The following is a 25,119-nucleotide window of genomic DNA, read 5'->3' as shown; positions in this document are numbered from 1 at the left end:
GGACGACGAATATGAGGTGATTCACTCCGTCCACAAAAAACCCGGAGAGTTACCAACGCCACTAGCTCCACAAATTCGGAGTGCGTCCGCACAATGGGACGCACTCCTTGCAAAGGCCCTATTAACAGCGGCGAAACATTGGTACCTTGGGAGCGCTCCCAGGATCTTTTCCGCGAGGTGCTCCATGACCGAGCAGCCCACACTGGCACAGGTGGCGGCCGCTGCAGGGGTTTCCCCCGCGACCGCATCTCGAGTCCTCACCGGCTCGGTGCGGGTCAGCACTTCGACCCGCCGCCAAGTCTACGACGCCGTTTCCCGCATGGGATACGTCCGGCAACGGGCGCCCAGGGGAACGGCCGCCAAAACCATGGCCGACGGCGTAACGGCCGTGATCTGTGACCATCTCCCCCGTCTGTTCTCCGAGCCCTATTACGCCAGGCTCCTGTCCGCCGCAGGCGCCGTGATCGCCGAGCACGGCACCCACCTCATGGTCACGACCGTGACCCCCACCTCATCCACCCTCCCCGCGCTGTCCGGCGCCGTGCTCATCATCGGCGCCAGAGAGCGCCACCCCTTGGCGATCAAGCTGTCCACCTCGGGCGTCCCCGTGCGCAACATCGGCCGCCCGCCCCACGACCTCAAACTCCCGTACGCCGACGTCGACAACTTCGACGGCGGCCGCCAGGCGGCCGAGCACTTCCTGCTGTCAGGACGCCGCAACGTCGCGGCCATCGGCGGCCCGCCATCCCTGCCCGCCGCCCGTGACCGGCTGGAGGGCCTGGTCCGCACCCTGCAGGCGGTCGGCGCCCCTGACGTGCCGGTGGCGTACGGCGACTTCACCGCCGCCTCGGGCACCCACGCCATGCAGTGGCTGTTACGCCATGCCCCTGGACTGGACGCCGTCTTCGTCGCCTCCGACCTGATGGCGGCGGGCGCGATGCAGGCCCTGCGCAGGGCAGGGCGCAAGGTGCCCTCCGACGTCGCGGTGATCGGGTTCGATGACGCCCCGGTCGCCAAGCACACCGTCCCCGCGTTGACCACGATCCGCCAGCCCGTCGAGGAGCTCGCCACGGTCGCCACCCGGCTGCTCCTGACGGGAGCCGCGGGGATCGACCCCGTCCTCCCCACAGAACTGGTCGTCCGTGAGTCGGCTTGAGCCTGGGGATGTCCTGGCCCGTCGGTATCTGCTGCTGGATCCGCTGGCCCGCGGGGGCATGTCGGTCATCTGGCGTGCCTTCGACCAGTCACTGCACCGTATGATCGCGGTCAAGGTGCTCACCTCCTCGCTGCACACCGACCACGGCGAGCGCATCGCCGTACGCAGCGAGGCCCGTGCCGCGGCCAGGTTCATCCATCCCGACACCATCGAGATCTACGACTACGGCGAGACCGTCACCACGAGCGGCGGCGTCGCGGCCTATGTGGTGATGCCACTGCTCGACGGCACGCCGCTGGCCGAGCGCATCGAACAGGGCCCGCTGCCGTGGACCGAAGCGGCGGCCATCGCGCTGCGGCTGGCGCGGGTGCTGATGGCCGGGCACGCCCGCGGCCTGGTCCACCGGGACGTCACGGCCGAGAACGTGCTGCTCACCGCGGACGGGCCCAAACTGCTCGACTTCGGCATCGCGGCCTGGGCCGGCGATCCGGAGGACGACCGCGGCACTCCCCCCTACGTCGCCCCCGAACGCCTGCTCGGCGCCCCGACCCATCCCGCGGTCGACGTGTACGCCCTGGGCGTGCTGCTGCACACCATGCTCACCGGGCGGACGCCGTACCCGGAGACCACGTGGGAGGAGATCGAGGCGGCCTGCCGTACCTCTCCCCCTCCCCGGGTCGCGGGGGTGCCGCACGCGATCGCCTCGCTCTGCCAGAGCTGCCTGGCGCACCGGCCGGAGAAACGACCGACGGCGGCGGAGATCGTCGCGGGGCTGACCTCCGCGCTCGGCACGGCGACCCTGGGCCGGCACGTCCGGCGGGGGCTCACGGTGGCGGGGTCCGCGGCGGTCGCGCTCTCCGCGTTGCTGTGGTTCCAGCAGACAGGGCTCCAGCAGCCGGAGAAGGCCGTGATGAGGTCCTCGCCGCCGCCGACGGCGCAGCGCGTCGAGCGGTCGCCGGCCGCGGCGGTCACCGTCGAGCAGGCGGTGGACCACTTCACGACCGTGCTGGAGGCCAGGACGCCGTGCGGCGCGACCGACGCCGACGTCGTGCTCGACCTCAAACAGGTCCTGCGCGGCGCCGTGACGCCGCGGGGCCCGCACGGGTCCGCGACGGAGGGAGTGCGCAGGAAGCTGTCCGACCGCATGCGGGAAGGCAGGCTCGCGCCGGCTTGCCTGAGCGAGCTGGAGGCCAGGCTGGACGACATCGACAACGCGCTCCAGCGAGATTGACGACAAGAGGTTGACGAGGGGTACGGCAGCACCCGCCGTACCCCTCCGGTCGCGCCACGCGTGCCCCTCGCAAAAGCACGCCCACGCGAGCTCCACACATGCCACAGCCTACTGGGAGCGCTCCCATCTCGCCGCCTTGAGCGGCGCCCGACTTCGCCCAACAGCGCTGGAGCAGCAGCTGGGCACCAAGATCGGCTGAAAGTTTCATCGTGCGTTGTCGAAGCGCCGGGCGCGTGATTCAATGCGCTGGCCGGGCGGGCTGTTCGTGGGCAGGTTTCCTCTGTCGTCAGCGCAAGGGAATCCCCATGAAATTAAGCAAGTCGGCGGCGATCACCGCCGTCATGGTCCTGATCACGACGATTCTGATGGTGCCCACGCAGGCACAGGCGCACGGGGTGTCGATGTTCCCCGGCGCCCGCACGTTCCTGTGCTGGCAGGACGGACTGCGGGAGAACGGCCAGATCATCCCCTACAACCCCGCCTGTGCGGCGGCCGTCCAGCAGAGCGGCGCGACCCCCCTCTACAACTGGTTCGCGGTGCTGCGCTCGGACGGCGCGGGCCGGACCACCGGCTTCATCCCCGACGGGCAGATCTGCAGCGGCGGCACCGGCGGGCCGTACGACTTCTCGGCGTACAACGCGGTCCGCTCCGACTGGCCGCTGACGCACTTGACCTCGGGCGCCAGCATCCAGATGCGGCACAGCAACTGGGCCAGGCACCCCGGCGCGTTCAACTACTACATCACCAAGAACGGCTGGAACCCGGACGCGCCGCTGAAGTGGTCCGACCTGGAGCCCTTCGGCAGCGTCACCAACCCGCCTGAGAGCGGCGGCGCCGGCGGGCTCAACTACTACTACTGGAACGCCCAGCTCCCGTCCGGCAAGACCGGGCGGCACATCATCTTCACGCACTGGATCCGCTCGGACAGCAACGAGAACTTCTACAGCTGCTCCGACGTCGTCTTCGACGGCGGCAACGGCGAGGTCACCGGGGTCGGCCCGGGCCAGAGCACGCCCACCGCCACCACGACGGCCACACCGAATCCGGGTGCCTGCACCGCGACGTGGAAGGCCACCGACACCGGCTGGGCCGGCCACTTCCAGGGCGAGGTGACCGTGAAGAACACGGGCAGCAGCTCCATCAACGGCTGGACGGTCAGCTGGACCTACAACGGCGGGCAGGGCTTCGAGGGCTCTCCGTGGAACGGCGTGCTGAGCGGGCAGCCACCTAACGTGGCCGTCAAGAACGCCAACTACAACGGGCAGCTGGCGCCGAACGCCACGACCACGTTCGGCTTCAACGCCACCGGCTCGGTTCCCAACCCCGCACCCACCTTGACCTGCACCAGCCCGTGATCAGAACACGTCGCGGGCTCGTCGCGGCGATCGTCACCCTGGCCAGCCTGACCCTGGCCGGGGTGATGTTTTTCGCCGCCAGGCAGCCGTCCGCCCAGTTGCACGCGGAGCTCGCCGCCGAGGTGACGCGGATACTCGAGCAGTCCTCTCCCGAGGAGCACCAGCACCACGGGCACGGCTTCAAATCCCGGGTCGTGTGCGCGGTCGAGCCGTTCGGCACCGCGCCGGCCGACGCGTCGTCCCTGGTCGAGGTGCAGTGGGTGTACGCCCGGCACATGTGCGCGGTCACCGGCGAGAGCAGCGAGTGGTCGGTCTCCGTCCGCGCCTCCGGCCCGCTCGCCGTGCGGCTCGGCGTCATTCCGCCGCAGGTCAAGGTGCCGGAGCCGGGAACGGGTTATCCCGAGCGGGTCAGGCAGCTCATCCCGGCGCGCTACCACGAGCAGGCGTTCGCCGAGTTCGAGGACGACGCGGCGATCGAAGCGGCTCGTGAAAGGTTCGCCCAGGTGAGCCAGGTGAAATAGGTGCAGACACCGCTACCTGTGGTGGACCGCTGAACGCGGCCCACCATAACGGACGCGGCCGACTGGAGGAATCGGCCGCGTCCGTCCCATCCGGGCGGGATGGTGTTCATCGGGCAGGGATATGAAGTTGTGGCCTCACCTCCTCATACGCAGCGGGGGGCTGCTGTGTTCAATTGGCGCACGTGTACCCGGAGGGCAGGGACGTGTTGCCGTTCGGGCGACTGGCCTGGAACCCGAAGCTCGTGCTCGCGTTCGGCGCGAGCGTGCCGTTGTAGGTCAGGTTCTTGGCCGTCACGGTCTGGCCGCTGACCGTCACCGTGGCGTTCCAGTAGCCGGTGATCGTGTGCCCGGCGGGCAGCGTGAACGTCACCGTCCAGGCGGTCTTGGTGGCGGTGCTGGTGTTGGTCACGCTCACCTGGGCGACGTAGCCGTTGCCCCACTGGCTCTGTACGCTGCCCGCGGCCGTGCAACCGCCGCCACCGCCGTCGGTGAGCGTGGTGAACGACCCCGTCGGTGACGGGCTCGACTGGTTGCCCGCCGCGTCCCTGGCCCGCACGTACACCTGGTACGTCCTCGCCGGCGAGAGCCCGGTCAGCGTGATGGAGTTCGTGGCCGTGGCGCCGAGCGACGTGCCCCCCGAGGCGTAGACGTCGTAGCCGGTCACGCCCACGTTGTCGGTGGAGGCCGGCCAGGTCAGCGTGGCTCCGGACGAGGTGATGTTCGACGCGGAGGGGGTGCCCGGCGTGCTCGGCGGGGTGGGGTCGCTGGTGCCGCCGCCGTAGATCGAGGCCTCCTTGGCGGTGGCCGCGATGCCGTTGGCGCCGTTGAACAGCCGCCGGCCCCAGTCGGTGAGCTGGGTGACGTCGAAGTTGACGACCTGGTCGAGATATTCGACGCCGCCGCCGTTGCCGCTCCACGACCAGCCCAGGTAGCCGAGGCCGCGGCTCACGGCCTGCGCCATGATCGTGTCCTCGTCGGGGTTGCCGTCGGAGTGGTTGTGCCCGAACTCACCCACGACCAGCGGCAGCCCGGCGGTCTTGAACGCCTCCATGTACGCGGTGACCTCCGCCGCCGTGTCGAAGACGCCGTACATGTGGATGGCGAAGATCGTGTTCTTGTCGGGGTCGCTGTCGAAGACCGCCCGCGCGTTGTCGCGCATGCCGAACTGCCAGTCCTGGCCCCAGTTCGGCGCGTCCACCATCAGCGCGTGGTCGAAGCCGTTGTCACGCAGCTTCTGGATGGCGGCCGTGGTGCGCGCGGCCCAGCCGGGGGTGACGGCGTTGTTGCCGATGGGCTCGTTGCCGATGTTGACGATGATGTAGTCCTCCTGGCCGACCAGGGCGGACTTGACGCTGATCCAGTAGTCGGCGGCCTGGTCGAGGGTGTAGGCGCCGCTCTGCTCGCCGTACCCGGTGGTGTCGTGGTTCTCCAGGACGCAGATGAGCTTGTTCTGCTTGCACAGCGAGACGACGTTGGCCACGTCGGAGACGCCGTTGGCGGGCCAGCGGCCGCCGCTGAGGACGACGCGCACGGTGTTGGCCTTCAGCGACTTGATGCCGGCGAACGCCTTGGTCTGGCCGGTGTACCAGGCGTGCGGGTGGCTGGTGCCACGCATGATGAACTCCTGGCCGTTCCGCTCCAGGATCTTCGCGCCGCTGACGTGAATGCCGACCGCGGCGTTCGCCGGGCCCGCGGGGGCGACGAGCATGACCAGGAGGACGGTCAGCGCGGTGAACACTGCTCTCATGAAGTGCCTTTCACTGAGCTGTGGAGCCGCCCCCGCCGCTGCTGCGACGGGGGCGGGGTCTTCAGTCAGGCGGGGGTGCAGGTGATCGGGTCGGGGACGGTGGAGGTGCCGTTGGCGATGAAGCCGAACGTGGTGGTGGCTCCGGGGGCGAGCGCGCCGTTGTAGCTCTCGTTCTTGACCGAGACGCTGGAGCCGGTCTGGGTGTGCTTGCCGCCCCAGAGCTGGGTGATCGAGCTCTGCGTGGTCCAGACGACCGTCCAGCCGCTGATCGCCGCGGTGCCGGCGTTCTTCACCGTCACTTCGGCCTGGTATCCGCCGCTCCAGGAGTTCATCACCTTGAACGCGGCCGTGCAGCCGCCCGGGGGCGGCGGCTGGTCCGTGGTGGCGAACGTCGTGCTGTCGGACGGCACCGAGGTGTTGCCCGCCGCGTCCCGCGCCACCACGTGGGCGGTGTAGGGCGTGGCAGGGGTGAGACCGCTCAGGTCGAAGGAGGCGCCCGTGGCCGTGCCTACCTTGGTGGACCCCAGGTAGACGTCATAGCCCGTCACGCCCACGTTGTCTGTGGAGGCCGACCAGCTCAGCCTGGCGGTGGAACCCGTGATCCCGGATGCCGCCGGTTTGCCAGGCTTGCTGGGCGCAGTGTCGTCCTCTTCCTCCGGCCCCGGCGGCTCACCCCAGATCTTGGTGGCGCCGCTGTAGAGGGTGATGTTGCCCGTCCGGACCGGCGTCGTGCCCGGCGTGGTGGGGATGTTGCGGTACGACCAGTCGTTGGCCGGATCCCACGTGCCCGAGCTGCTGATCCTGAACTGCACCTCCCTGCGGTGCTGCGACTGCCCGGCCGGGGCGATGGCCTGCCCGGAGCAGTCGATGTTCACGTAGTACGTGCCGCCGCCCGCCGAATGCAGCGTGGGCGCCTTGCACTGGGTGTAGGCCGACGACACGCTGATCTGCGAGGCCGTCGTGCTGCCGTCGAGGGTGAAGTAGTAGCGGAACGAGCCGTCGGACAGGACCCTGGCGGGCCACGCCGACTGGTTGCGGACGATGGCCTTGATCTCGGTGAAGCCGGCCCCCGAGGCGTTCACCCCGGCCTCGACGAAGATCTCGGGCCCGTCCGGGGTCTCCGCGGGCGGGAAGTTCGCCGCGGGCGCCCCGCCGTACTCCTTGTAGAGCCGGGCCAGCGCGCTGGTGAAGCCGGCGTTGTAGTCGGTGGCGACCTCGTTCATGACGTAGTCGTCACGCTTGTCGGTGTAGGCGTCGTTCGGGTCGGGCGGGCCGCCGACGAGCGCGCCGTACAGGGTGTGGCGGGTCTGCTCGGGGCTGCTGATCTGGTCGGTCCACGAGCCGTGCGCCGTGCGGTGATGCGGGTTCTTCGGCGGGTTGGCGCCGAAGCCGATCACGTAGGAGGAGTTGCGCGGGTTGTCGCCGAGCGCGTAGTTGATCTGCCGTACCGCGAAGTCGTGGTAGCGGCTCTTGCGCGTGGCGTCGGTGATGGAGTCGCTGTGCACGAGCGCCGCGAAGGAGGTGTTGGCCGCGTACCGCAGCGAGCCCCACCGGTCCAGCACGGCCTGGCCGCCCGGCGAGTACTTCACCTTGGCCCCGTCGACCCCCACCGTCCAGTAGTCGAGCCAGCGGTTGGCGTCGTCGAGGTAGCGCTGTTTGCCGGTCAGCTTGTGCAGCAGCACGTACGCGCCGTAGGACTTGTCGTCCCAGGCGATCGTCCACTTGTACGACTTGGTCGTGCTCTGCGGCTCGGTGCCGAGACTGTCGTAGCCGGTCTCGGCCTTGGCCAGGTAGGAGGCGTCGTTCGTGGCCCGGTAGAGCCAGATCGCACCCCACACCAGCTCGTCGTTGTAGCCGCTCCAGGAGTTGTAGTAGCCCTGTGCGTCGGTGATGCAGTCGCTGTACTTCTTCCTGACGGTGTCGGCGAAGGAGTAGAGCTGCTTGGCGTGCGTCAGCAGCGTGTCGGCATACGACGGATTCGTCGGGCGGAAGACCATCGAGGAGGCCGCCATCGCCGCCGCCGTCTCACCCGCCAGGTCAGATCCGCCGCAGGAGGCGTCGATCTTGTACGCGGGCCGCGACATCTGCATCGCCTCGGCCGGACCCCACCAGGCGTGGTCCGTGCCCCCGTTGCCGACCTGCCCGTAGAGCACGTTCGACGACGGATGGGCCTTGATGAAGTAGTCGTTGACGAACTTGAGGTTGTTGAGCAGGTGGGTGAGCTGGCCGGAGGAGGCGTACGCGTCGCGGTACTCGACCGCGCCCCAAGCCAGCATGGTGGCGGAGAACGCCATCGGGAGGCCGAACTTGACGTGGTCGCCCGCGTCGTACCAGCCGCCCGTGAGGTCCACGCCGACGTCCTTGCCGTCGTTCGTGCCCGAGTCGCCGCGCCAGGAGACGCGGTTCCAGTCGGGCAGCGGCCCCGACTGCTGAGCCTCGTAGAACCACAGCGACTTCTGCAGCGCCTCGCCGTAGGCGAAGGCCGGCGCAGCGGCGCGGGCCGCCGGCCCCGCCCCGATCAGGGGCAGGACCAGCGACACCGCGGCTATCAATGCTGCCTTTCTCACGGGAAGAGCCGCCCGTACTCGGCGAGCGCGACGGCGACGTCCACCTGCGCCCAGAACCGGTGGTAGTTGAAGACCGGCGCGGGACCGGTGCCCTTCAGGAAGGCGTCGACCTTCGGCCAGTCGGGGTCGTTCTTGTAGAAGGACCTGATCGAGATGAACGTCGAGCTGGAGTTGATGGCGTCGCCGTTGGGCATCTCGCCGCTCCAGCCCGGCGGCACGTAGACCGGGTCGTCGATGCGGTTGTAGTCCTGCTTGGTCTCCGGCACCGACACGCCCTTGGCGTCGCGCCTCTTCCACACGCCGTCGAGCAGCGCCTTGGCGGTGTCCCTGGCCTCGGCGTGGTTGGCCTTGGCCGCGTAGTACATCAGCACCTTGGCGTACGAGCCCGCCACGCCCACGTCCTGGGTGTGGTCCACGACGGTCACGCGCAGGTTGGGGTTGGCCGGCGGCATGCCGGTGGTGGCGTTGAAGTCGCCCGCGGGCTGGCCGGTCCAGCGCAACGTGGACGGGATCTGGTAGCTGCCGTCGGCGTTGATCGTGGTGTTGTCCAGCGCCCACGTCACCCACTTGTCGAGCAGGCTCTTGGCGTCGGCGTTGCCTGTGGCGTAGTAGAGCTCGGCCACCCGCTCCATCGTCCATGCCTGGAAGCCGAACCACTGGTTCGACGGCGGGTCATGGTAGACCGGCTGCCAGTCGTAGGCCATGCCGTGGAACTTCGGCAGCCCGCTCGGCGGCGCCGCGTAGTGGCCCTCCCAGCTGTTGGTCGCGCCACCGGCGATGGCGCCCTCGGCCGACTGCAGCCACTTGTAGAACTGCAGCTGGCGGGTCAGGCTGGTGCTCCAGTCGGCCGCGCCGGTCGCGCTCTTGGGCTTGAGCTCGGCCACGTTCGACAGGGCCCAGGCCGCGAACGGGTTCTGGTAACCGGAGTGGTTGTGGCTGGAGCCGATGCGCCAGGCCCATCCGGCGCTGGCGTCGGTCGCGCCGCCCCAGGCGTAATACCAGTTGAGCAGGTAGGCGGCGGAGTCCTTGCCGGTGCCCGCCGGGCACGAGGGGCTCGTGCAGCCGGGCTTCTTGAAGTACTTGTCGTACATGGCGTAGCGCAGGTAGTCGCCCATCTTGGCGGCCTTGGACACAGTCGCGGAGATGTCCGAGGCCTTGTTCTGCGCCTTGGCCCAGGTCAGCGCCCAGTACGCGACCTGCACGGCACGCGCGTCGGCGTCGGGGGCGTTGGTGTACTTCCACTGCTTGGCGTAGGAGCTGTCCTTGATGAACAGGTCCAGGTAGCCGTTCGTGCCGCCGTGGGCGAAGGTGTCGCAGGACGGCTGCGGGATCGTCTCGAAGACCGACTCCTCGGGGCCGCGCTGGTAGGTGTTGATGTAGGCGGGCTTGGTGGTGCCGTCGCCGCAGCGGCCGAAGCCGTAGGTGTTGTCGACGTCGAGCAGCCAGTGCATGCCGTAGATGTCGCGGGTGCCGTACGCGCTCTGCAGCTCACTGGCCAGCGGGTCGGCGCCCACGGAGACGCCGGGGTCGATCTGCGTCGGGTAGTTGCTGATCGTGTTCGACTCGGCCGCGTAGGTGGCCGGCTTGGCCGGGTTGTAGAAGGAGTTCGTCGGCTGGTCGGCGGTGGCCGGGATGATGTACTTCTCCATCGAGGCCCACGCGTTGTTGAACTTCGACCAGTCGCCGGTGACCTGCCCGTAGACCGCCTCCAGCCACAGGTAGTAGCTGTAGGCCTCGGACGTGGTCTCGTGCCCGTGGTCCGGCGCCTCGACCATGAACGTCTCGATCGAGTGGTACGGCACGCCCTCGGGCGAGAAGTAGCCGTTGGCCGGGTCGTGCAGTTCGTTGTACATCTCGACGAAGCGCTTGACGTACTCGTTGTCGCCGCCGACGTCGTCGTCCGCCTCGTTGATGATGACGTCCACCGGGTCATAGCCGGGGGCGCTCACCCTGATCACGGCCGAGCCGCTCGTCGTGTCGCTGTCCTGGGCCGCCGACAGCGAGACGTTCTGCACGGTGTTCCAGTTGGACGGCGTGAAGGTCCTGCTGGTGCCGCCGCCGACGGTGATGTCGGCGTCGCCGCTGACCCGTGCGAGCGAGACGGTCACGTTCGCCGAGGGCGCCTGCGACAGCTTCACCCCGAAGCTCGCACTCCCCCCTTCCGGCACGGACAGGGTCGTCGGGCTCACCACGAGCGCGGGACCCGCGTTCTGGGAGACCGTGATCCCGACCGGCGCCGAGGTCGTGGTCAATCCCCCGTTGTCGGTGGCGCGCGCGGTGACCGAGTAGCTGCCCGCCGCCACGCCCGTCCAGTTGTAGCTGTACGGCGCCGAGGTGTCGGTGCCGAGCAGCGTGGAGCCCTGGTAGAAGTCGACCTTGGAGATCGTGCCGTCGGAGTCCGCCGCGTTGGCCGCGATCGGCACGGTGGCTGGGGCGGTGAACGTCTGGCCGGCGGTCGGCGAGGTCAGCGACACGGTGGGGGCCGCGTTGTTGCCGGTCCCGCCGCAGGTGACGCCGTTGACGCTGAACGAGGTCGGGCTCGGGTTGCTGCCCGTCCACGTGCCCTGGAAGCCGATGTTCGTCGAGGCCCCGGTGCCGAGACTGCCGTTCCACGACATGTTGGTGCCGGTCATGCGGGTGCCGGACTGCGTCCAGTTGGCTCCCCAGCCGGTCGGGGTGTACTTCTGGCCCGTGGTCGGGAAGTCGAAGGCCAGCGACCACGACGTGATGGGGTCGCCGGTGTTCTTCAACGTGATGCTCGCGGTGAAGCCGCCCTGGTTCGAGCCACTCGTCCACTGGTTGGCCGTGTACGTCACGTCGCACGCCACGGCGGCCTGGGCGGGACCGGCCGCCAGAGCCGTGGTCGCGCCCGCGACGAGGACGAGGGTCGTGGCCACGGCGAGACGCCTCGATAAGCGCGACAGAAGGGAAGGAGGTCTGTACTTCACGGGGTCTCCATGGGAGTAGGGGTGTGGGAGCGCTCCCATGAGGGATTGTCGGTGCCCTCCGGCGTATGTCAACGGAATGGCTTTGCGGTAACCCCCGTGTTTCCTCTCACCAGGCTGCCCGGGATGAAAGTTTCATCGGCGTTGCGGGACATTCAACGAGCATGTGGGGCAGCGGACACCTTCATGAGAGCCGCCCTCTGTACAGGGCCCCGAGTCCGGCTCACCATGGGAGCGCTCCCAGCCATCGAGCAGTACTGGAGATGATCGCTCGTGAGACTCCAACGCGGCCTCCGCAAATGGGCCGTGACGATGACCGCCGCGAGTGTCGCGGCCTTAGGGCTCGTCGTCGGCCAGAGCACGGCCGCGAACGCCGCGGTCGCCTGCGATGTGACGTACTCTGCCAACTCGTGGACGAGCAGCCCGGGACAGGGCGGTTTCACCGCGAGCATCACGTTGAAGAACACCGGCGACCCCATCACGTCGTGGTCGCTGGCCTTCGACTTCCCGACCACGGGCCAGAAGTACACCCCGACCGGCTGGGGAGCCAACTGGACACAGTCCGGCACCCGAATGACCGGCACCAACATGCCGTACAACGGCAGTCTCGGCACCGGCGCCTCCGTCTCCGTGGGGTTCAACGGCACCTGGTCGGGCACGAACCCGAACCCGGCCTCGTTCAGCGTCAACGACACCACCTGCGGTGGCGTCGGCCCGGGGACCCCCTCGGTGGTCACCTCGGCCAGCTCCGTCGCGGTCAGCGAGGGCGGCACGGCCACGTTCACGGCCCGCCTCTCCGCGGCGCCGAGCTCCAACGTGACCGTCACCACCACGCGGACCAGCGGTGACGCGGACCTGTCCGTCAGCTCGGGCGGCTCGCTGACCTTCACTCCGTCCAACTGGAACACCGCCCAGACGGTGACCCTGGCCGCCGCGCAGGACTCCGACACCACCGCGGGCACGGCCGCCTTCAGCGTGGGCGGCAACGGCGTCACCGGGGCCACGGTGAACGCCACCGAAGTGGACGACGACGCCGTCCAGGAGCAGTCGATCATCGTGACGCCGACCGCGGTGACCGTGCCCGAGGGCAGCACCGCCACGTACACGGCGCGGCTGGCCACTCAGCCCTCCTCGAACGTGACCGTCACCTCGACGGCGGGCAGCGGCGACGGCGACCTCACGGTCTCCTCCGGAGGCAGCCTCACGTTCACCACGTCCAACTGGAACACCCCGCAGACGGTGACCCTGGCCGCCGCGCAGGACTCCGACACCGCCAACGGCAGCAGGACCTTCACCATCGCCTCCACCGGGCTGACCTCCAGGATGGTCACCGCCACCGAGGCCGACGACGACGGCGGGACCAACCCGACCCACGTCGAGAACCCGTACGCCGGCGCCACCGGCTACGTGAACCCCGACTGGTCGGCGAAGGCCGCGGCCGAACCGGGCGGCTCCGCGGTGGCGAACACCTCCACCGCCGTGTGGATGGACCGCATCGCCGCCATCGCCGGCTCCTCCTCGGCCATGGGCCTGCGCGCCCACCTGGACGAGGCCATCAGACAGGACGCCGCCAACGGGTCCGCGCCGCTGACGATCCAGGTCGTCGTCTACAACCTGCCCAACCGCGACTGCTCGGCGCTGGCCTCCAACGGCGAGCTGCTCATCGCCCAGGACGGGTTCAACCGCTACAAGACCGAGTACATCAACCCGATCGCGGCCATCCTGCGCGACCCCAAGTACGCCAACCTGCGCGTCGTCACGATCATCGAGCCCGACTCGCTGCCGAACCTGGTCACCAACCTCAACGCCTTCGAGAAGTGCCGCGAGGCCAACGGCCCCGGCGGCTACGTCGACGGCGTCAGGTACGCGCTGGACCAGCTGCACCCCATCACCAACGTCTACACCTACATCGACGCCGCCCACCACGCCTGGCTCGGCTGGGACTCGAACTTCCAGCCGGCCGTCGACCTCTTCCACCGCACCGTCTCCGGCGCCGCCGCCGGGGTGGACAGCGTGGACGGCTTCATCGTCAACACCGCCAACTACTCCATCACCTCCGAGCCGTACTTCACCATCAACACCACGGTGAACGGCACGTCGGTCCGGCAGTCCAGCTGGGTGGACTGGAACTACTACATCGACGAGCGGACCTTCGCGACAGAGCTGCGTACGCGGCTGATCGCCAAGGGCTTCCGGTCCGGGCTCGGCATGCTGATCGACACCTCGCGTAACGGCTGGGGCGGCAGCGCCCGCCCGACCGGGCCGAGCACTTCGCTGAACGTCAACGAGTTCGTCGACCAGTCACGCGCCGACCGCCGCATCCACGCCGGCAACTGGTGCAACCAGAGCGGCGCCGGCATGGGCCAGCGGCCCACCGCCAGCCCCGCGGCCGGCTTCGACGCCTACGTCTGGATCAAGCCTCCGGGCGAATCCGACGGCGCCAGCAAGGACATCCCGAACAACGAGGGCAAGAAGTTCGACCGGATGTGCGACCCGACGTACACCGGCAACGAGCTCAACAAGTTCAACATGTCGGGTGCGCTGCCCGACGCGCCGCTGTCGGGACAGTGGTTCTCGGCGCAGTTCCGTGAGCTGCTCAGGAACGCCTACCCGCCCATCAACTGAAACCCGACCGGCCGGAGGGCCATGGCGCCCTCCGGCCATGGGGCCGGACCGGATCCGACCCCTGACCCAGTGAAGCTGAGGGACCCGCCTGACCCGGGTCCCTCACCGATCGGAGGGGCCCGCCCGACCCGGGGCCCTCACCCGATCGGAGGGCCCGTCTGACCCGGGGCCCTCCCGGTAGCCGAGGGACCCGCCTGACCCGGGTCCCTCGGCTACCGGGAGGGGTCCGGACATCACGCGCCCGAACCCCTCTGGTTGGCCTGCCGCCACTCCGACACGATCTGGTCGGCGTCGAAAGGCATCAGGTTGAGCGGCGGCCCCGACAGCCCTGTCCTGATCGCCTTGCGGATCTTGTGGTTGATGTCCTCGATGATCTCCCGCGCCTCGGTCTCGGACCTGGCCCCGCGCGCCTCGGCCAGCGCCGCCTCCGCCTCCTTACGCAACGCCAGCGTGGGCGGCAGCGGCATCGTGAGCCCTTCGCTCTCCACCTTCTGCTTGATCCACCACATGTCGTCGTGCGGCCGGTCGAGCCCCGGCAGCGGCTTGCCCGCACCTGGCAGGTCGTCGAACTCGCCGCGCTCCATCGCCTCGCGGATCTGCCTGTCGATCCAGCTCTCGAACGGGACGCCGGGTGGCTTGCGTTCGGTCAAAGCATCTCCTCATGCCAGATTGTGACTGGGTGCGATAGGGCCGCGCCAGCCGAGCACGGCCTCGGTCATGCGGACGGACGCGAGGGTCGCGGGCACGTCGTGCACGCGCAGGATGCGGGCGCCCTTGACGATGGAGACGACGTTGGCCGCGATCGTGCCCTCTGTCCGCTTTCCTTGGGGGCGGTCGAGCGTCTCCCCGATGAAATCCTTGTTGGACAGGGCCACCAGGGTCGGATATCCAATCGAGGTGATCTCTTCAAGGCGGCGCGTCAGCTGCAGGGAGTGGAAGGTGTTCTTGTTCAGGTCATGGCCGGGATCGATGATGATCTTGTCGGGGCCGATCCCCGCCTTCAGCGCGAACTCGACCCGCTCCCGCAGGAAGTCCGCGACCTCGGAGACGACGTCGGCGTAGCTCGGCCTGAAGACCCGCCGGCCGGGCCCGCCGAGACTGTGGGTGACGACCACGCTGACGCCGGCCTCCGCCGCGACCTCGGCGATGCCGGGCTCACGCAGGCCGTTGGTGTCGTTGATCACGTCGGCGCCGGCCTCGATGGCCGCCTTGGCCACCTCGGGGCGGTGCGTGTCCACCGAGATCACGGCGTCGGTGACGGCCCTGACCTCGGCGATGACGGGGGCCACTCGGTCGATCTCCTCGTCCACGCCGATCTGCGCCTGAGCGGCGCTGAAGGCGAACCCCCCGATGTCCACCCAGTCCGCCCCGTCGGTCACGGCCTTGCGCGCCGCGTCCACGGCGCTGGCGAGCTCATACGTGCGGCCCTGGTCGTGAAAGGAGTTGGGGGTCCTGTTGACGATGGCCATGATGGCGACCTGGCGCTCGAAATCGAACTCCCGCCGCCCGATGCGCCGAACAGGGGAAATGATCCCGGAGGAAGGCTTCTCGGCGCTCACGTGGTGGTCCCTTTCCGTCTCCTGCGAGACTACCTGCGCCGGAGGGTCAAGCGGTGAAGCGGCGGCCGGGCGAGCGCTTGCCGACCGAGACCCTGATCCGCCTCATTGTCCCGTTCCCGGTGGGATCGCAAGAGCGCGGCAACCGCATGGTGCACCGGACCGTGGTGCCCACGGGACCGGTGCGGAATTCGGCCGTGTCGCACAGCCGGCGGATGAGGAAGATCCCCCGGCCGCCGGAGGTGAGGTCGGACGGCCGGTGCAGGTCCTCGACGACCGCCTCGGGGATGCCCGGCCCGTGATCGGTCGTCTCCGAGGCGATGACGCCGTTAACCGTCCACAGTCTGAGGTGCCCGCAGCCGCCCGCGTGCTCGACGGCGTTGACGACGCACTCGTGCACGGCCAGCACGAAGTCGGCCAGCCTGGCTCCGCTCAGCCCGCAGTTCTCGGCCTGCTCGGCCACCGCCCGGCGCAGCTTCGTGATGTCCTCGAGGATGAAGGACTGGGTCAGCAAGATGCGCATGGCAGGCTCCTCCGACATGGCCTGGCCGTACGTGAGCGCCGCATGCGAGAACCTGTCGCCCGCGGAATGAGGGGTAGGCCCCGGGCTGATGGCAATTACCCTCCGCCGGCTTCGGCTCTCATGGACGTCCGCCCACGCCCGTGGCGAGCTCCTTGACCCGGCCGACCGGACCGCCGTCGGGGGCGAGCGGCGCGGTTTCCATGCCGGCGCCTTGGCGCAGTCCCTCCAGGAACTCCCGCATGGCCTCCCACGAGGAGTGCCGCGGCGTCCAGCCCAGCACCTCTCTGGCCCGGTCCACGTTCATGACGGGGATCCGCAGGGCCAGGTCGAACAGTCCGGGCGCGGCGGGCAACAGCCTCAGGTGCCATCCCGCCGCCATGACGGCCCTGGCCAGTCCCCGCGGAACGGGCATCGTACGGGTGCCGAGCAGCTTGGCCAGGTCGTGCGGGTCGAGCACGGGCTCGGCGGCGAGGTTGAACGCCCCTTTCACCTGTCGGGTGACGGCCAGCCGGTACGCCTCGGCCGCGTCCTCGGCATGCAACGCCTGTAGGCGCAGCCCGGGGATGTCCGGCACGAACGGGATCCGCCCCGCCCGGATCAGCCGCCGCGGCACGAGCGGCCCGCCGAACAGCCGCCGCTGCTCGGTCGCGGCAACCCGCTGGAAGATGAAGGCCGGGCGCATCCGCACCACGCGGATGCGCGGATGATCGTGCTCGAAGACGTCGAGCACGCGCTCGACGTACGCCTTCTCGCGCCCGTACGCGGCGCCCGGCCAGCCGTGCGTGGGCCAGCTCTCGTCCACCGGACGGTCCTTGGGTCCCGGCGAGTACGCCCCCACGGACGAGGCGTGCAACAGCGCCGGCACCCCGGCCTCGGCCACGGCGCGGAAGACCCGCATGCTGCCGAGCACGTTCGCCCGCCAGGTCGTGGCCGGATCCCGGGTCGGCTGGAACAGCCACGCCAGATGCACCACCGCGTCCGCGCCGTCGAAGATCCGCGTCAGGTCGGCGCTGGCCACGTCGGCCTGCCGCCAGTCGGTGCGGTCGATCCGCCATCCGGGCAGCCGGCGCGCGACTCCCACGATGGACGTCACGGCGGCGTCCGCCGCCAGCGCGCGCACCACACTGGTGCCCACGTTCCCGGTGGCTCCCACCACGACGACTCTCATGACCGCTCCGCTGCCCGCTCTCCGGGCAGCGAAACCAGCATGACCTGGGGTTTACGGCTTCAGGAGAATCTTGATGGCTCCGTCGGCCTTCTTCTGGAACATCTCGTACGCCCGCGGCGCCTCCTTCAGAGGCATCTGGTGCGTGGTCAGGTCCATCACGCCGAGCGGGTCGGCGTCGTCGGTCACCAGCGGCATCAGCTGGCTGATCCACCGCCTGACGTGGGCCTGGCCCATGCGCAGCGTGATGCCCTTGTCGAACATGCGCAGCATGGGCAGCGGATCGGTCATGCCGCCGTACACGCCGATGATGGAGATCACGCCGCCCCGGCGTACGGAATCGATCGCCTGGTTGAGCGCCGCCAGGCGGTCCACGCCCGCGTTCGACATCAGAGGCGCGGCCAGCGCGTCGGGCAGCATCCCGGCGAGCGTCTGGGCGAGCTTGGCGGCCGGCGAGCCGTGGGCCTCCATGCCGACCGCGTCAATGACCGAGTCCGTGCCGCGTCCCGAGGTCCGGTTGCGGATCTCCTCGGGGACGTGGTGGACCTCACTGGCGTCGATGACCTCGATGTCGTGCCGGCGGGCCATCTCCAGGCGCTCGAAGACGCCGTCCACGCCGATGACCCGGTGACCGAGGTGGCGGGCGATGCGGGCGCACATCTGGCCGATGGGACCCAGGCCGAAGACGGTGACGCTGCCGCCTTGGGGGATGTCCGCGTACGCGACGGCCTGCCAGGCGGTCGGCAGCACGTCCGACAGGTAGATGAACCGCTCGTCCGGCGGCCCCTCCGGCACCTTGATCGGGCCGAACTGGGCCTCGGGCACCCGCAGGTATTCGGCCTGGCCGCCGGGCACCTGGCCGTAGAGCTTGGTGTAGCCGAACAGGGCGGCGCCGGTGCCCCGCTCGCGCACCTGGGTGGTCTCGCACTGGGCGTAGAGCTCCATGCCGCACATGTGGCAGTGGCCGCAGGAGATGCTGAACGGGATGACCACGCGGTCGCCTGGCTTGATGTTGCTGATCGCGGGCCCGATCTCCTCGACGATGCCTATGGGTTCGTGCCCGAGAATGTCGCCTTCCGCCATGAACGGCCCGAGCACCTCGTACAGGTGCAGGTCGGAGCCGCAGATCCCGCTGCTGGTCACCTTGATGACCGCGTCGTTGTGCTCCTTGATCGACGGATCGGGCACTTGCTCGACCCGCACGTCGCGCTTGCCGTGCCAGGTGACTGCCTTCATGGTGGTCTCCTCACTGCAGATGCCCGACTCGTACCTCGAAATGCCGCATACCCCCACATACGCCGACAAACGGCCGCGCTCTGCTTGAGGCTGGACTGCGCTCCTCCAGCGCCCGGCGCTCATTCGGCGCGCCGCATTCGGGTCCGGGTCAGGGCCGCTCGACCAGCGCGCAGCCTCCCGCGCCACACAAGGCACTTTACACACTCTGTATTCAATGAGTAACTGGAGGTAGTGACCTTTTGACAGAAGGAGCCGTGCGAATGCCGGTGAGCTTCACTCAACACTCCCTTGGTTCACGTATTGACCAGCAGCTGAGCGGTTTTCTGGACACCTGGCGCGCCACCGTTTCCGATCCTGACGTCGAGGCCGCCTACCGGCTGCTGGCCGACTTCGTGCTCGGCGGCGGCAAGCGCATCCGGCCGCAACTGTGCTACTGGGGCTGGCGCGGCGCCGGCGGCGAAGACTGCGAGGAGATCATCAAGGCCGCCGCGGCGCTGGAGTTGTGCCACGCGGGACTGCTCATCCACGACGACATCATGGACGGCAGCGCGCTGCGCCGCGGGCGCGTCACCGTGCACAAGAACCTCGCGGGGCTGCACCAGGGGCCGGGCGCGGAGGCGTTCGGCCAGGCGGGCGGCATCCTGCTCGGCACGCTCAGCCTGGCCTGGTCCGACGCCATGCTGTCGTCGTGCGGGGTGGAGCCGCCGCGGCTGCGGGCCGCCCACCACATCTTCGACGCCATGCGCACCGAGGTGATCAGCGGCCAATACCTCGACATGCTCGCCCAGCTCCGCTCGGGAGCCAGCGTGCCCGAGGCGCTGATGGTGATCCGCTACAAGACCGCCAAATACACCGTCGAGCGGCCGCTGCAGATCGGCGGCGCGCTGGCCGGCGCCCCTCCGGAGTTGCTGGAGTCGTACTCCCGCTTCGGGGTGCCGCTCGGGGAGGCGTTCCAGCTGCGTGACGACGTGCTGAGCACGTTCGGCACGGCGGCGGAGACCGGCAAGTCGGCGCTGGACGACCTCCGCGAGGGCAAGCACACGGTGCTCATCGCGCATGCCGTGCGGCGCGCCTCGCCCGCGCAGCGCGCCCAGCTCAAGCGCTGGCACGGCAACCCGGAGCTGACCGAGGAAGGCGCGGCGGAGCTGCGCGGCGTCCTGCTCGACACAGGGGCGGTGGCCCGGGTCGAGGAAATGATCGAACAACGCGTGCGCGAAGCCGTGCAGGCGCTGGCCGAGGCGCAGATCAAGCCGGAGGCCCTGAGCGCGCTGACCGTGCTCGCCGATCGGCTCGCGCACCGAACCAAGTAAGGGGATCCCCACATGGGACGGGTACTTCTCGCTGCCCCGCGCGGCTTCTGCGCGGGCGTCGAACGCGCGATCGTCACGGTCGAGGAGGCGCTGAGCCGCTTCGGACCGCCTGTTTACGTGCGCAAGCAGATCGTGCACAACACCTCCGTGGTCGACGACCTCACCAGGCGCGGCGCGGTCTTCGTCGACGAGCTCGACGAGGTCCCCGACGGCGCGCTGGTGGTCTTCTCCGCCCACGGCGTCTCGCCCGCGGTGAAGGAGGAGGCGGGTCGGCGCGGGCTGCGTACGATCGACGCGACCTGCCCGCTGGTCACCAAGGTCCACAAGGAGGCCGCCCGGCTGGCGGAGGCGGGCTACGAGATCGTGCTCATCGGCCACGCCGAGCACGAGGAGGTCGAGGGCACGCTGGGCGAGGCCCCCGGCCTCATCCACGTCGTGGACCCGGCCCGGCCGGACGAGGTGAGCGCCCGCGGCTCGGGGCAGGTGAGCTGGCTGTCGCAGACCACGCTGGCCGTGGACGAGACCATGCGCGCGGTCGCCGCGCTGCGCGAGCGCTTCCCCCAGCTGGCCGACCCGCCCAGCGACGACATCTGTTACGCCAGCCAGAACCGCCAGGAGGCGATCACCAGAATCGCCCCGTGGTGCGAGCTCGTCCTCGTCGTCGGCTCGGCCAACTCCTCCAACTCCCGGCGGCTGGTGGAGGTGGCGCTGAACGCCGGCGCGGACGCGGCCTACCTGGTGGACGGGGCCGCCGACGCCGACGAGCGGTGGCTGCGCGGCGTGCAGAGCGTCGGGGTCTCCGCCGGCGCCTCCGCCCCGGAGCGGCTGGTGGAGGAGTTACTCGGCTGGCTCGCCGTCCGCGGCTACGCCGACGTCGAGCAGGTGACCCTGACCGAAGAGACCCTCACGTTCTCCCTCCCTCCCGAACTTCGATCCAGTCCCGTTCACGGCCAGGCCCAGCACGAAGACAGGCAGGTGCGCAAATGACGGAAACGACGCAGACGACCGCCACGCAGAACGGCAACGGGCAGCTCAGCCTGAGCACCGAGGCCGCCAGGCAGCTTGCGACCACGACCAAGACGCCGCCGCAGATGCAGGAGATCACCTCTAGGTGGCTGCTGCGGCTGCTGCCGTGGGTGCAGTGCTCCGGTGGCGTGTTCCGGGTCAACAGGCGGCTGACGTACACGCTCGGAGATGGCCGCATCACCTTCAGCAACACCGGCTCCGACGTGCGGGTCATCCCGGCCGAGCTCACCGAGCTGCCCATGTTGCGCGACTTCGGCGACATGAACGTGCTCGAAGCGCTGGCCGGTCGCTTCACCCAGCGCGAGGTCGAGCCCGATGAGGAGATCGTCACCGAGGGCAGCCCCGCCGACCAACTGGTGCTGATCGCCCACGGCCGGGTACGCAAGACAGGCACCGGCGCGTACGGCGACGAGCAGAGCCTCGGCATCCTGGCCGACGGCGACTACCTCGGCGAGCAGGCCCTCGCCGACGGCGGCTCGTTCCCGTTCAGCGCGCGGGCCAAGACGGCGACCACCGTGCTCACGCTCTCCCGGCGGGACTTCGAGGAGGTCGCCGAGCGGTCGCCCGCGCTGCGCGAGCACCTGGCGAGCTGGCGCGCGAGCAGCGAACGCGCCCACAACGACTACGGCGAGGCCGCGATCGACATGGCCTCGGGCCACACCGGCGAGCCCGTGCTGCCCGGCACGTTCGTCGACTACGAGCAGAGCCCGCGCGAATACGAGCTCAGCGTGGCCCAGACGGTCCTGCGCGTGCACACCCGGGTCTCCGATCTGTACAACCAGCCGATGAGCCAGCTCGACCAGCAGCTCCGCCTCACGGTCGAGGCTTTGCGGGAGCGCCAGGAGCACGAGCTGATCAACAACAGGGAGTTCGGCCTGCTCCACAACGCCGACTTCAGCCAGCGCATCCGGACCCGTTCGGGCCCGCCCACCCCGGACGACCTCGACGACCTGCTGGCGGTCGTGTGGAAGGAGCCGGCGTTCTTCCTGGCCCACCCGCAGGCCATCGCGGCGTTCGGCAGGGAGTGCAGCAAGCGCGGTGTCTACCCGCAGTCCAGCGAGGTCAGCGGGCACCGGGTGCCGGCCTGGCGAGGGGTTCCGATCTTCCCGTGCAACAAGATCCCCATGTCGTCCACGATGACGACGTCTTTCCTGCTCATGCGCACCGGGCAGGAGAACCAGGGCGTCGTCGGACTGCACCAGACCGGCATCCCCGACGAATACCAGCCCAGCCTGTCGGTGCGGTTCATGAACATCAACGAGCAGGCCGTCATCTCCTACCTGGTCAGCGCCTATTACTCGTGCGCCGTCCTGGTGCCCGACGCGCTCGGCGTGCTGGAGGACGTCGAGGTCGGCAGGACCGGATAGCTCCTGTAGGCGCACGTCGAGGTGGCCCACTGCCCTTTGTGAAGGAGTGACCATGAGTCAGCCGTTCGAACTGCCGGACTTCTACCTGCCGTACCCGGCGCGGCTCAACCCGCATCTCGAAGAGGCACGCACGCACTCCAAGCAGTGGGCGCGCGACATGGGCATGCTCGACGGCTCGGGCGTCTGGGAGGAGGCCGACCTGGACGCCCACGACTACTCGCTGATGTGCGCGTACACCCATCCGGACTGCGACGGCGAGGAGCTCTGCCTGATCACGGACTGGTACGTGTGGGTCTTCTTCTTCGACGACCATTTCCTGGAGGTCTTCAAGCGCACCGGCGACTTGAAGGGCGGCAAGGCATACCTGGAGCGGCTGGCCCGGTTCATGCGGATGGGTGCGGATCTCACCATGCCGGAGCCGGCCAATCCGGCCGAGGCGGGACTGGCGGATCTGTGGGTCCGCACGGTGCCCGGCATGTCGGCGGAATGGCGCGAGCGGTTCGCCGAGAGCACGCGCAACCTGCTCAACGAGTCGCTCTGGGAGCTGGCCAACATCAACAAGGGCCGGATCGCCAATCCGGTGGAGTACATCGAGATGCGGCGCAAGGTCGGCGGGGCACCGTGGTCGGCCGGGCTCGTGGAGCATGCCGTGCGTGCCGAGGTGCCGGCGCGGATCGCCGCCACCCGGCCGATGCGGGTGCTGAAGGACGCCTTCTCCGACGCCGTCCACCTGCGTAACGACCTGTTCTCGTACGAGCGGGAGGTGGGGGACGAAGGCGAGCTGAGCAACGGCGTGCTGGTGCTGGAGACGTTCCTCGGGTGCACCACGCAGGAGGCCGCCGACGCCGTCAACGACCTGCTGACCTCACGGTTGCAGCAGTTCGAGCACACGGTGTTCACCGAGTTGGGGCCGCTGTTCGTGGAGCACGCGATCGACCCGCTCACGGCCGCGGGCGTGCTCGCGTACGTCAAGGGGCTGCAGGACTGGCAGTCGGGCGGGCACGAGTGGCACCTGCGCTCCAGCCGCTACATGAACCAGCGGGCCGAGTCGCGCCGGCCGCTGGGCATGTCGGCGGTCGTCAACCCGCTGGGCGCCAAGCGGGTACGTAACTTCACGCACGTCCCGTACCAGCGGGTGGGGCCCACGCGGATCCCCGACCTCTGCGTGCCGTTCCAGCTGCGGCTCTCGCCCCATCTCGACGCCGCCCGCCGCAACGCCGTGGACTGGTGCAGGGAGATGGGGTTCCTGGAGGCCCAGCCGGGGGTCACGGGGTCGGCGGTGTGGGACGAGGAGAAGCTGATCGACTACGACCTGCCGCTCTGCGCGGCCGGCCTGCATCCCGACGCCTCCCCCGAAGAACTGGACCTGGCGTCGTTCTGGCTGTGCTGGGGGACTTATGGCGACGACTACTTCCCGGTCGTGTTCGGCAGGTCGCGCAACCTGGCGGCGGCCAGAATCGCGGTGGCGCGGTTCTCGGCGTTCATGCCGCTGGACGGCTCGGCCACGCCGCCCGCCGCCGGCGCGTTGGAGCGCGGCCTGGCCGATGTCTGGGCTCGTACGACCGCGCCGATGCCGCTCGCGGACCGCCGCAAGCTCCGCACGGCGGTCGAGCAGATGTGCGCGGGCTGGCTGTGGGAGCTGGACAACGAACTGGCCCATCACATCCCCGACCCGGTGGACTACTTGGAGATGCGCCGGCTGACCTTCGGCTCGGAGATGACCATGAGCCTGAGCCGGCTGCGGCACAGCAAGAAGATCCCCCAGGAGCTGTATGAGAGCGGTCCGATGCGGGCGCTGGAGAACGCCATGATGGACTGCGGCCTGCTCGTCAACGACATCTTCTCCTACCAGAAGGAGATCGAGTTCGAGGGTGAGCTGCACAATTGCGTCCTGGTGGTGCAGAGCTTCTTCGACTGCGACTACCCGGCGGCGCTGGCCATCGTCGACGACCTGCTGAGCGCGCGGATGAAGCAGTTCCTGCACCTCGTCGAGCACGAGCTGCCCGTGGTGTGCGACGACTTCGGCCTGGACGCCGCGGCCCGGCAGGAGCTCGACGCGTTCGTGGCCGAGCTGCGCGACTGGCTGGCCGGGATACTCAACTGGCACCGTTACTGCCGGCGCTACGACGAGGAGTCCCTGCGCCGCCACAACCGGCCGCCGCGTGCCGCGCTCGACGGGCCGACCGGGCTGGGAACGTCGGCCGCCGTCGCCTTCGCGGGCTATAGAGGCAGGTGATGGGTGCGGGGCTCGTAGAACCAGCCCATCATGCGCAGCAGCCGCCGCTGGTACGACGTGACGTTGTGCAGCCGGATCCATCGCTGCGACAGGGGCAGCATGGGCATGACGAGGACGCGTAGCCCCGAGATGTCGATGAAGGTCAGGGCGCCGGTGTCGACGACGATGTGCGCGCCCTGGCGGCAGCTCTCCAGGGCACGAGCCAGCGCAGGACTGTTGGAGGCGTCGATTTCGCCGATCAACGCGACGAACGGAACGTCCGGCGCTCCACGCAACACGATCTTAAGCTGCTCGTCCTGATAGACGAGTCGCTCCTCGACGCCGCTCACGGCCCTTCGCACCCCCCGGACACGCACACTCTGGGGGCTTGTACGAACCTGCAACCAACAGGGGATGACCGCCGATGCACCTGGCGATTAACCCGCCACCAGGCTACACGACATTCGTTACACTTTGTAATTTTCGCCGGAAAATGACGTAATTATTACAATTGCCGACTAGCTGCTGGAACGCCGTCGAGCCGGGCGTCCCCCGCGAGCCAGACGCCACGCCG

Annotated in this window: 18 protein-coding genes; 9 read left to right on the top strand and 9 right to left on the bottom strand. The window is 69.2% G+C overall.

The genetic code is table 11. The features are described from left to right. Positions 1-184: 184 nt before the first annotated feature. From ACTMTI_RS33590 to ACTMTI_RS33575, 4 genes are all read left to right on the top strand, one after another. Positions 185-1,156: a LacI family DNA-binding transcriptional regulator gene (locus ACTMTI_RS33590; protein WP_441124675.1), complete on the top strand. Its 972-nt coding sequence runs from the start codon at positions 185-187 to the stop codon at positions 1,154-1,156. After that, positions 1,143-2,387 (top strand): serine/threonine-protein kinase, encoded by a 1,245-nt coding sequence (locus tag ACTMTI_RS33585; RefSeq protein ID WP_441124674.1) that lies wholly within the window; start codon positions 1,143-1,145, stop codon positions 2,385-2,387. Before ACTMTI_RS33590 ends, ACTMTI_RS33585 begins: the two co-directional genes overlap by 14 nt. 305 nt (positions 2,388-2,692) lie before the next feature. Beyond that, entirely contained in the window at positions 2,693-3,742 is a 1,050-nt protein-coding gene (locus tag ACTMTI_RS33580) for a lytic polysaccharide monooxygenase (protein WP_441124673.1), read from the top strand. Next, positions 3,739-4,263 (top strand): hypothetical protein, encoded by a 525-nt coding sequence (locus tag ACTMTI_RS33575; RefSeq protein ID WP_441124672.1) that lies wholly within the window; start codon positions 3,739-3,741, stop codon positions 4,261-4,263. Before ACTMTI_RS33580 ends, ACTMTI_RS33575 begins: the two co-directional genes overlap by 4 nt. A gap of 169 nt (positions 4,264-4,432) precedes the next feature. Here the strand turns inward: ACTMTI_RS33575 and ACTMTI_RS33570 are convergent, their stop codons facing one another. The 3 genes from ACTMTI_RS33570 to ACTMTI_RS33560 form a co-directional block, all read right to left on the bottom strand. Further along, entirely contained in the window at positions 4,433-6,010 is a 1,578-nt protein-coding gene (locus ACTMTI_RS33570) for a cellulase family glycosylhydrolase (protein ID WP_441124671.1), read from the bottom strand. A gap of 65 nt (positions 6,011-6,075) precedes the next feature. Then, on the bottom strand, positions 6,076-8,631 hold the full coding sequence (locus ACTMTI_RS33565) for a glycoside hydrolase family 9 protein (protein WP_441124766.1): 2,556 nt from the start codon (positions 8,629-8,631) through the stop codon (positions 6,076-6,078). Continuing rightward, positions 8,574-11,474: a glycoside hydrolase family 48 protein gene (locus ACTMTI_RS33560; protein WP_441124670.1), complete on the bottom strand. Its 2,901-nt coding sequence runs from the start codon at positions 11,472-11,474 to the stop codon at positions 8,574-8,576. Before ACTMTI_RS33560 ends, ACTMTI_RS33565 begins: the two co-directional genes overlap by 58 nt. A 321-nt stretch (positions 11,475-11,795) precedes the next feature. Here ACTMTI_RS33560 and ACTMTI_RS33555 point away from each other — a divergent pair, with 321 nt between their 5' ends. Beyond that, on the top strand, positions 11,796-14,147 hold the full coding sequence (locus ACTMTI_RS33555) for a glycoside hydrolase family 6 protein (RefSeq protein ID WP_441124669.1): 2,352 nt from the start codon (positions 11,796-11,798) through the stop codon (positions 14,145-14,147). Positions 14,148-14,380: 233 nt separating this feature from the next. Here the strand turns inward: ACTMTI_RS33555 and ACTMTI_RS33550 are convergent, their stop codons facing one another. The 5 genes from ACTMTI_RS33550 to ACTMTI_RS33530 form a co-directional block, all read right to left on the bottom strand. Continuing rightward, a complete protein-coding gene (locus ACTMTI_RS33550) occupies positions 14,381-14,797 on the bottom strand; it encodes a DUF1992 domain-containing protein (protein ID WP_441124668.1) in 417 nt (138 codons plus the stop codon). 9 nt (positions 14,798-14,806) lie between these two features. Continuing rightward, on the bottom strand, positions 14,807-15,706 hold the full coding sequence (gene folP / locus ACTMTI_RS33545; RefSeq protein WP_441124667.1) for a dihydropteroate synthase: 900 nt from the start codon (positions 15,704-15,706) through the stop codon (positions 14,807-14,809). Between the two features lie 46 nt (positions 15,707-15,752). After that, the gene (locus ACTMTI_RS33540; RefSeq protein ID WP_441124666.1) at positions 15,753-16,226 is read right to left on the bottom strand and encodes an ATP-binding protein; all 474 of its coding nucleotides are present in this window, start codon (positions 16,224-16,226) and stop codon (positions 15,753-15,755) included. Between the two features lie 118 nt (positions 16,227-16,344). Then, positions 16,345-17,394 carry an NAD-dependent epimerase/dehydratase family protein gene (locus ACTMTI_RS33535; protein WP_441124665.1) on the bottom strand — a complete coding sequence of 350 codons (1,050 nt, stop codon included), beginning with the start codon at positions 17,392-17,394 and terminating at the stop codon, positions 16,345-16,347. A gap of 51 nt (positions 17,395-17,445) precedes the next feature. Beyond that, the gene (locus ACTMTI_RS33530) at positions 17,446-18,627 is read right to left on the bottom strand and encodes a zinc-dependent alcohol dehydrogenase (RefSeq protein WP_441124664.1); all 1,182 of its coding nucleotides are present in this window, start codon (positions 18,625-18,627) and stop codon (positions 17,446-17,448) included. A gap of 260 nt (positions 18,628-18,887) precedes the next feature. On the opposite strand from ACTMTI_RS33530, the gene ACTMTI_RS33525 reads away from it, so the two are divergent. Genes ACTMTI_RS33525 through ACTMTI_RS33510 form a run of 4 tightly spaced genes read left to right on the top strand, consistent with a single transcriptional unit; the run spans position 18,888 to position 24,566 of the window. Continuing rightward, positions 18,888-19,937 (top strand): polyprenyl synthetase family protein, encoded by a 1,050-nt coding sequence (locus ACTMTI_RS33525; RefSeq protein WP_441124663.1) that lies wholly within the window; start codon positions 18,888-18,890, stop codon positions 19,935-19,937. 12 nt (positions 19,938-19,949) lie between these two features. Then, positions 19,950-20,924 (top strand): 4-hydroxy-3-methylbut-2-enyl diphosphate reductase, encoded by a 975-nt coding sequence (locus ACTMTI_RS33520; protein ID WP_441124662.1) that lies wholly within the window; start codon positions 19,950-19,952, stop codon positions 20,922-20,924. Continuing rightward, a complete protein-coding gene (locus ACTMTI_RS33515) occupies positions 20,921-22,330 on the top strand; it encodes a family 2B encapsulin nanocompartment shell protein (protein WP_441124661.1) in 1,410 nt (469 codons plus the stop codon). Before ACTMTI_RS33520 ends, ACTMTI_RS33515 begins: the two co-directional genes overlap by 4 nt. Positions 22,331-22,382: 52 nt before the next feature. Then, complete coding sequence (locus tag ACTMTI_RS33510; protein WP_441124660.1) at positions 22,383-24,566, top strand: terpene synthase family protein; 2,184 nt, start codon at positions 22,383-22,385, stop codon at positions 24,564-24,566. Here the strand turns inward: ACTMTI_RS33510 and ACTMTI_RS33505 are convergent. Further along, a complete protein-coding gene (locus ACTMTI_RS33505) occupies positions 24,551-24,895 on the bottom strand; it encodes an STAS domain-containing protein (RefSeq protein WP_441124659.1) in 345 nt (114 codons plus the stop codon). The two genes, ACTMTI_RS33510 and ACTMTI_RS33505, sit on opposite strands and share 16 nt — an antisense overlap. Positions 24,896-25,119 lie beyond the last annotated feature (224 nt).

It is taken from the genome of Nonomuraea sp. H19, assembly GCF_052068215.1.
Classification (GTDB): Bacteria; Actinomycetota; Actinomycetes; order Streptosporangiales; family Streptosporangiaceae; genus Nonomuraea.
This window is presented reverse-complemented; position numbering and strand designations above follow the sequence as displayed.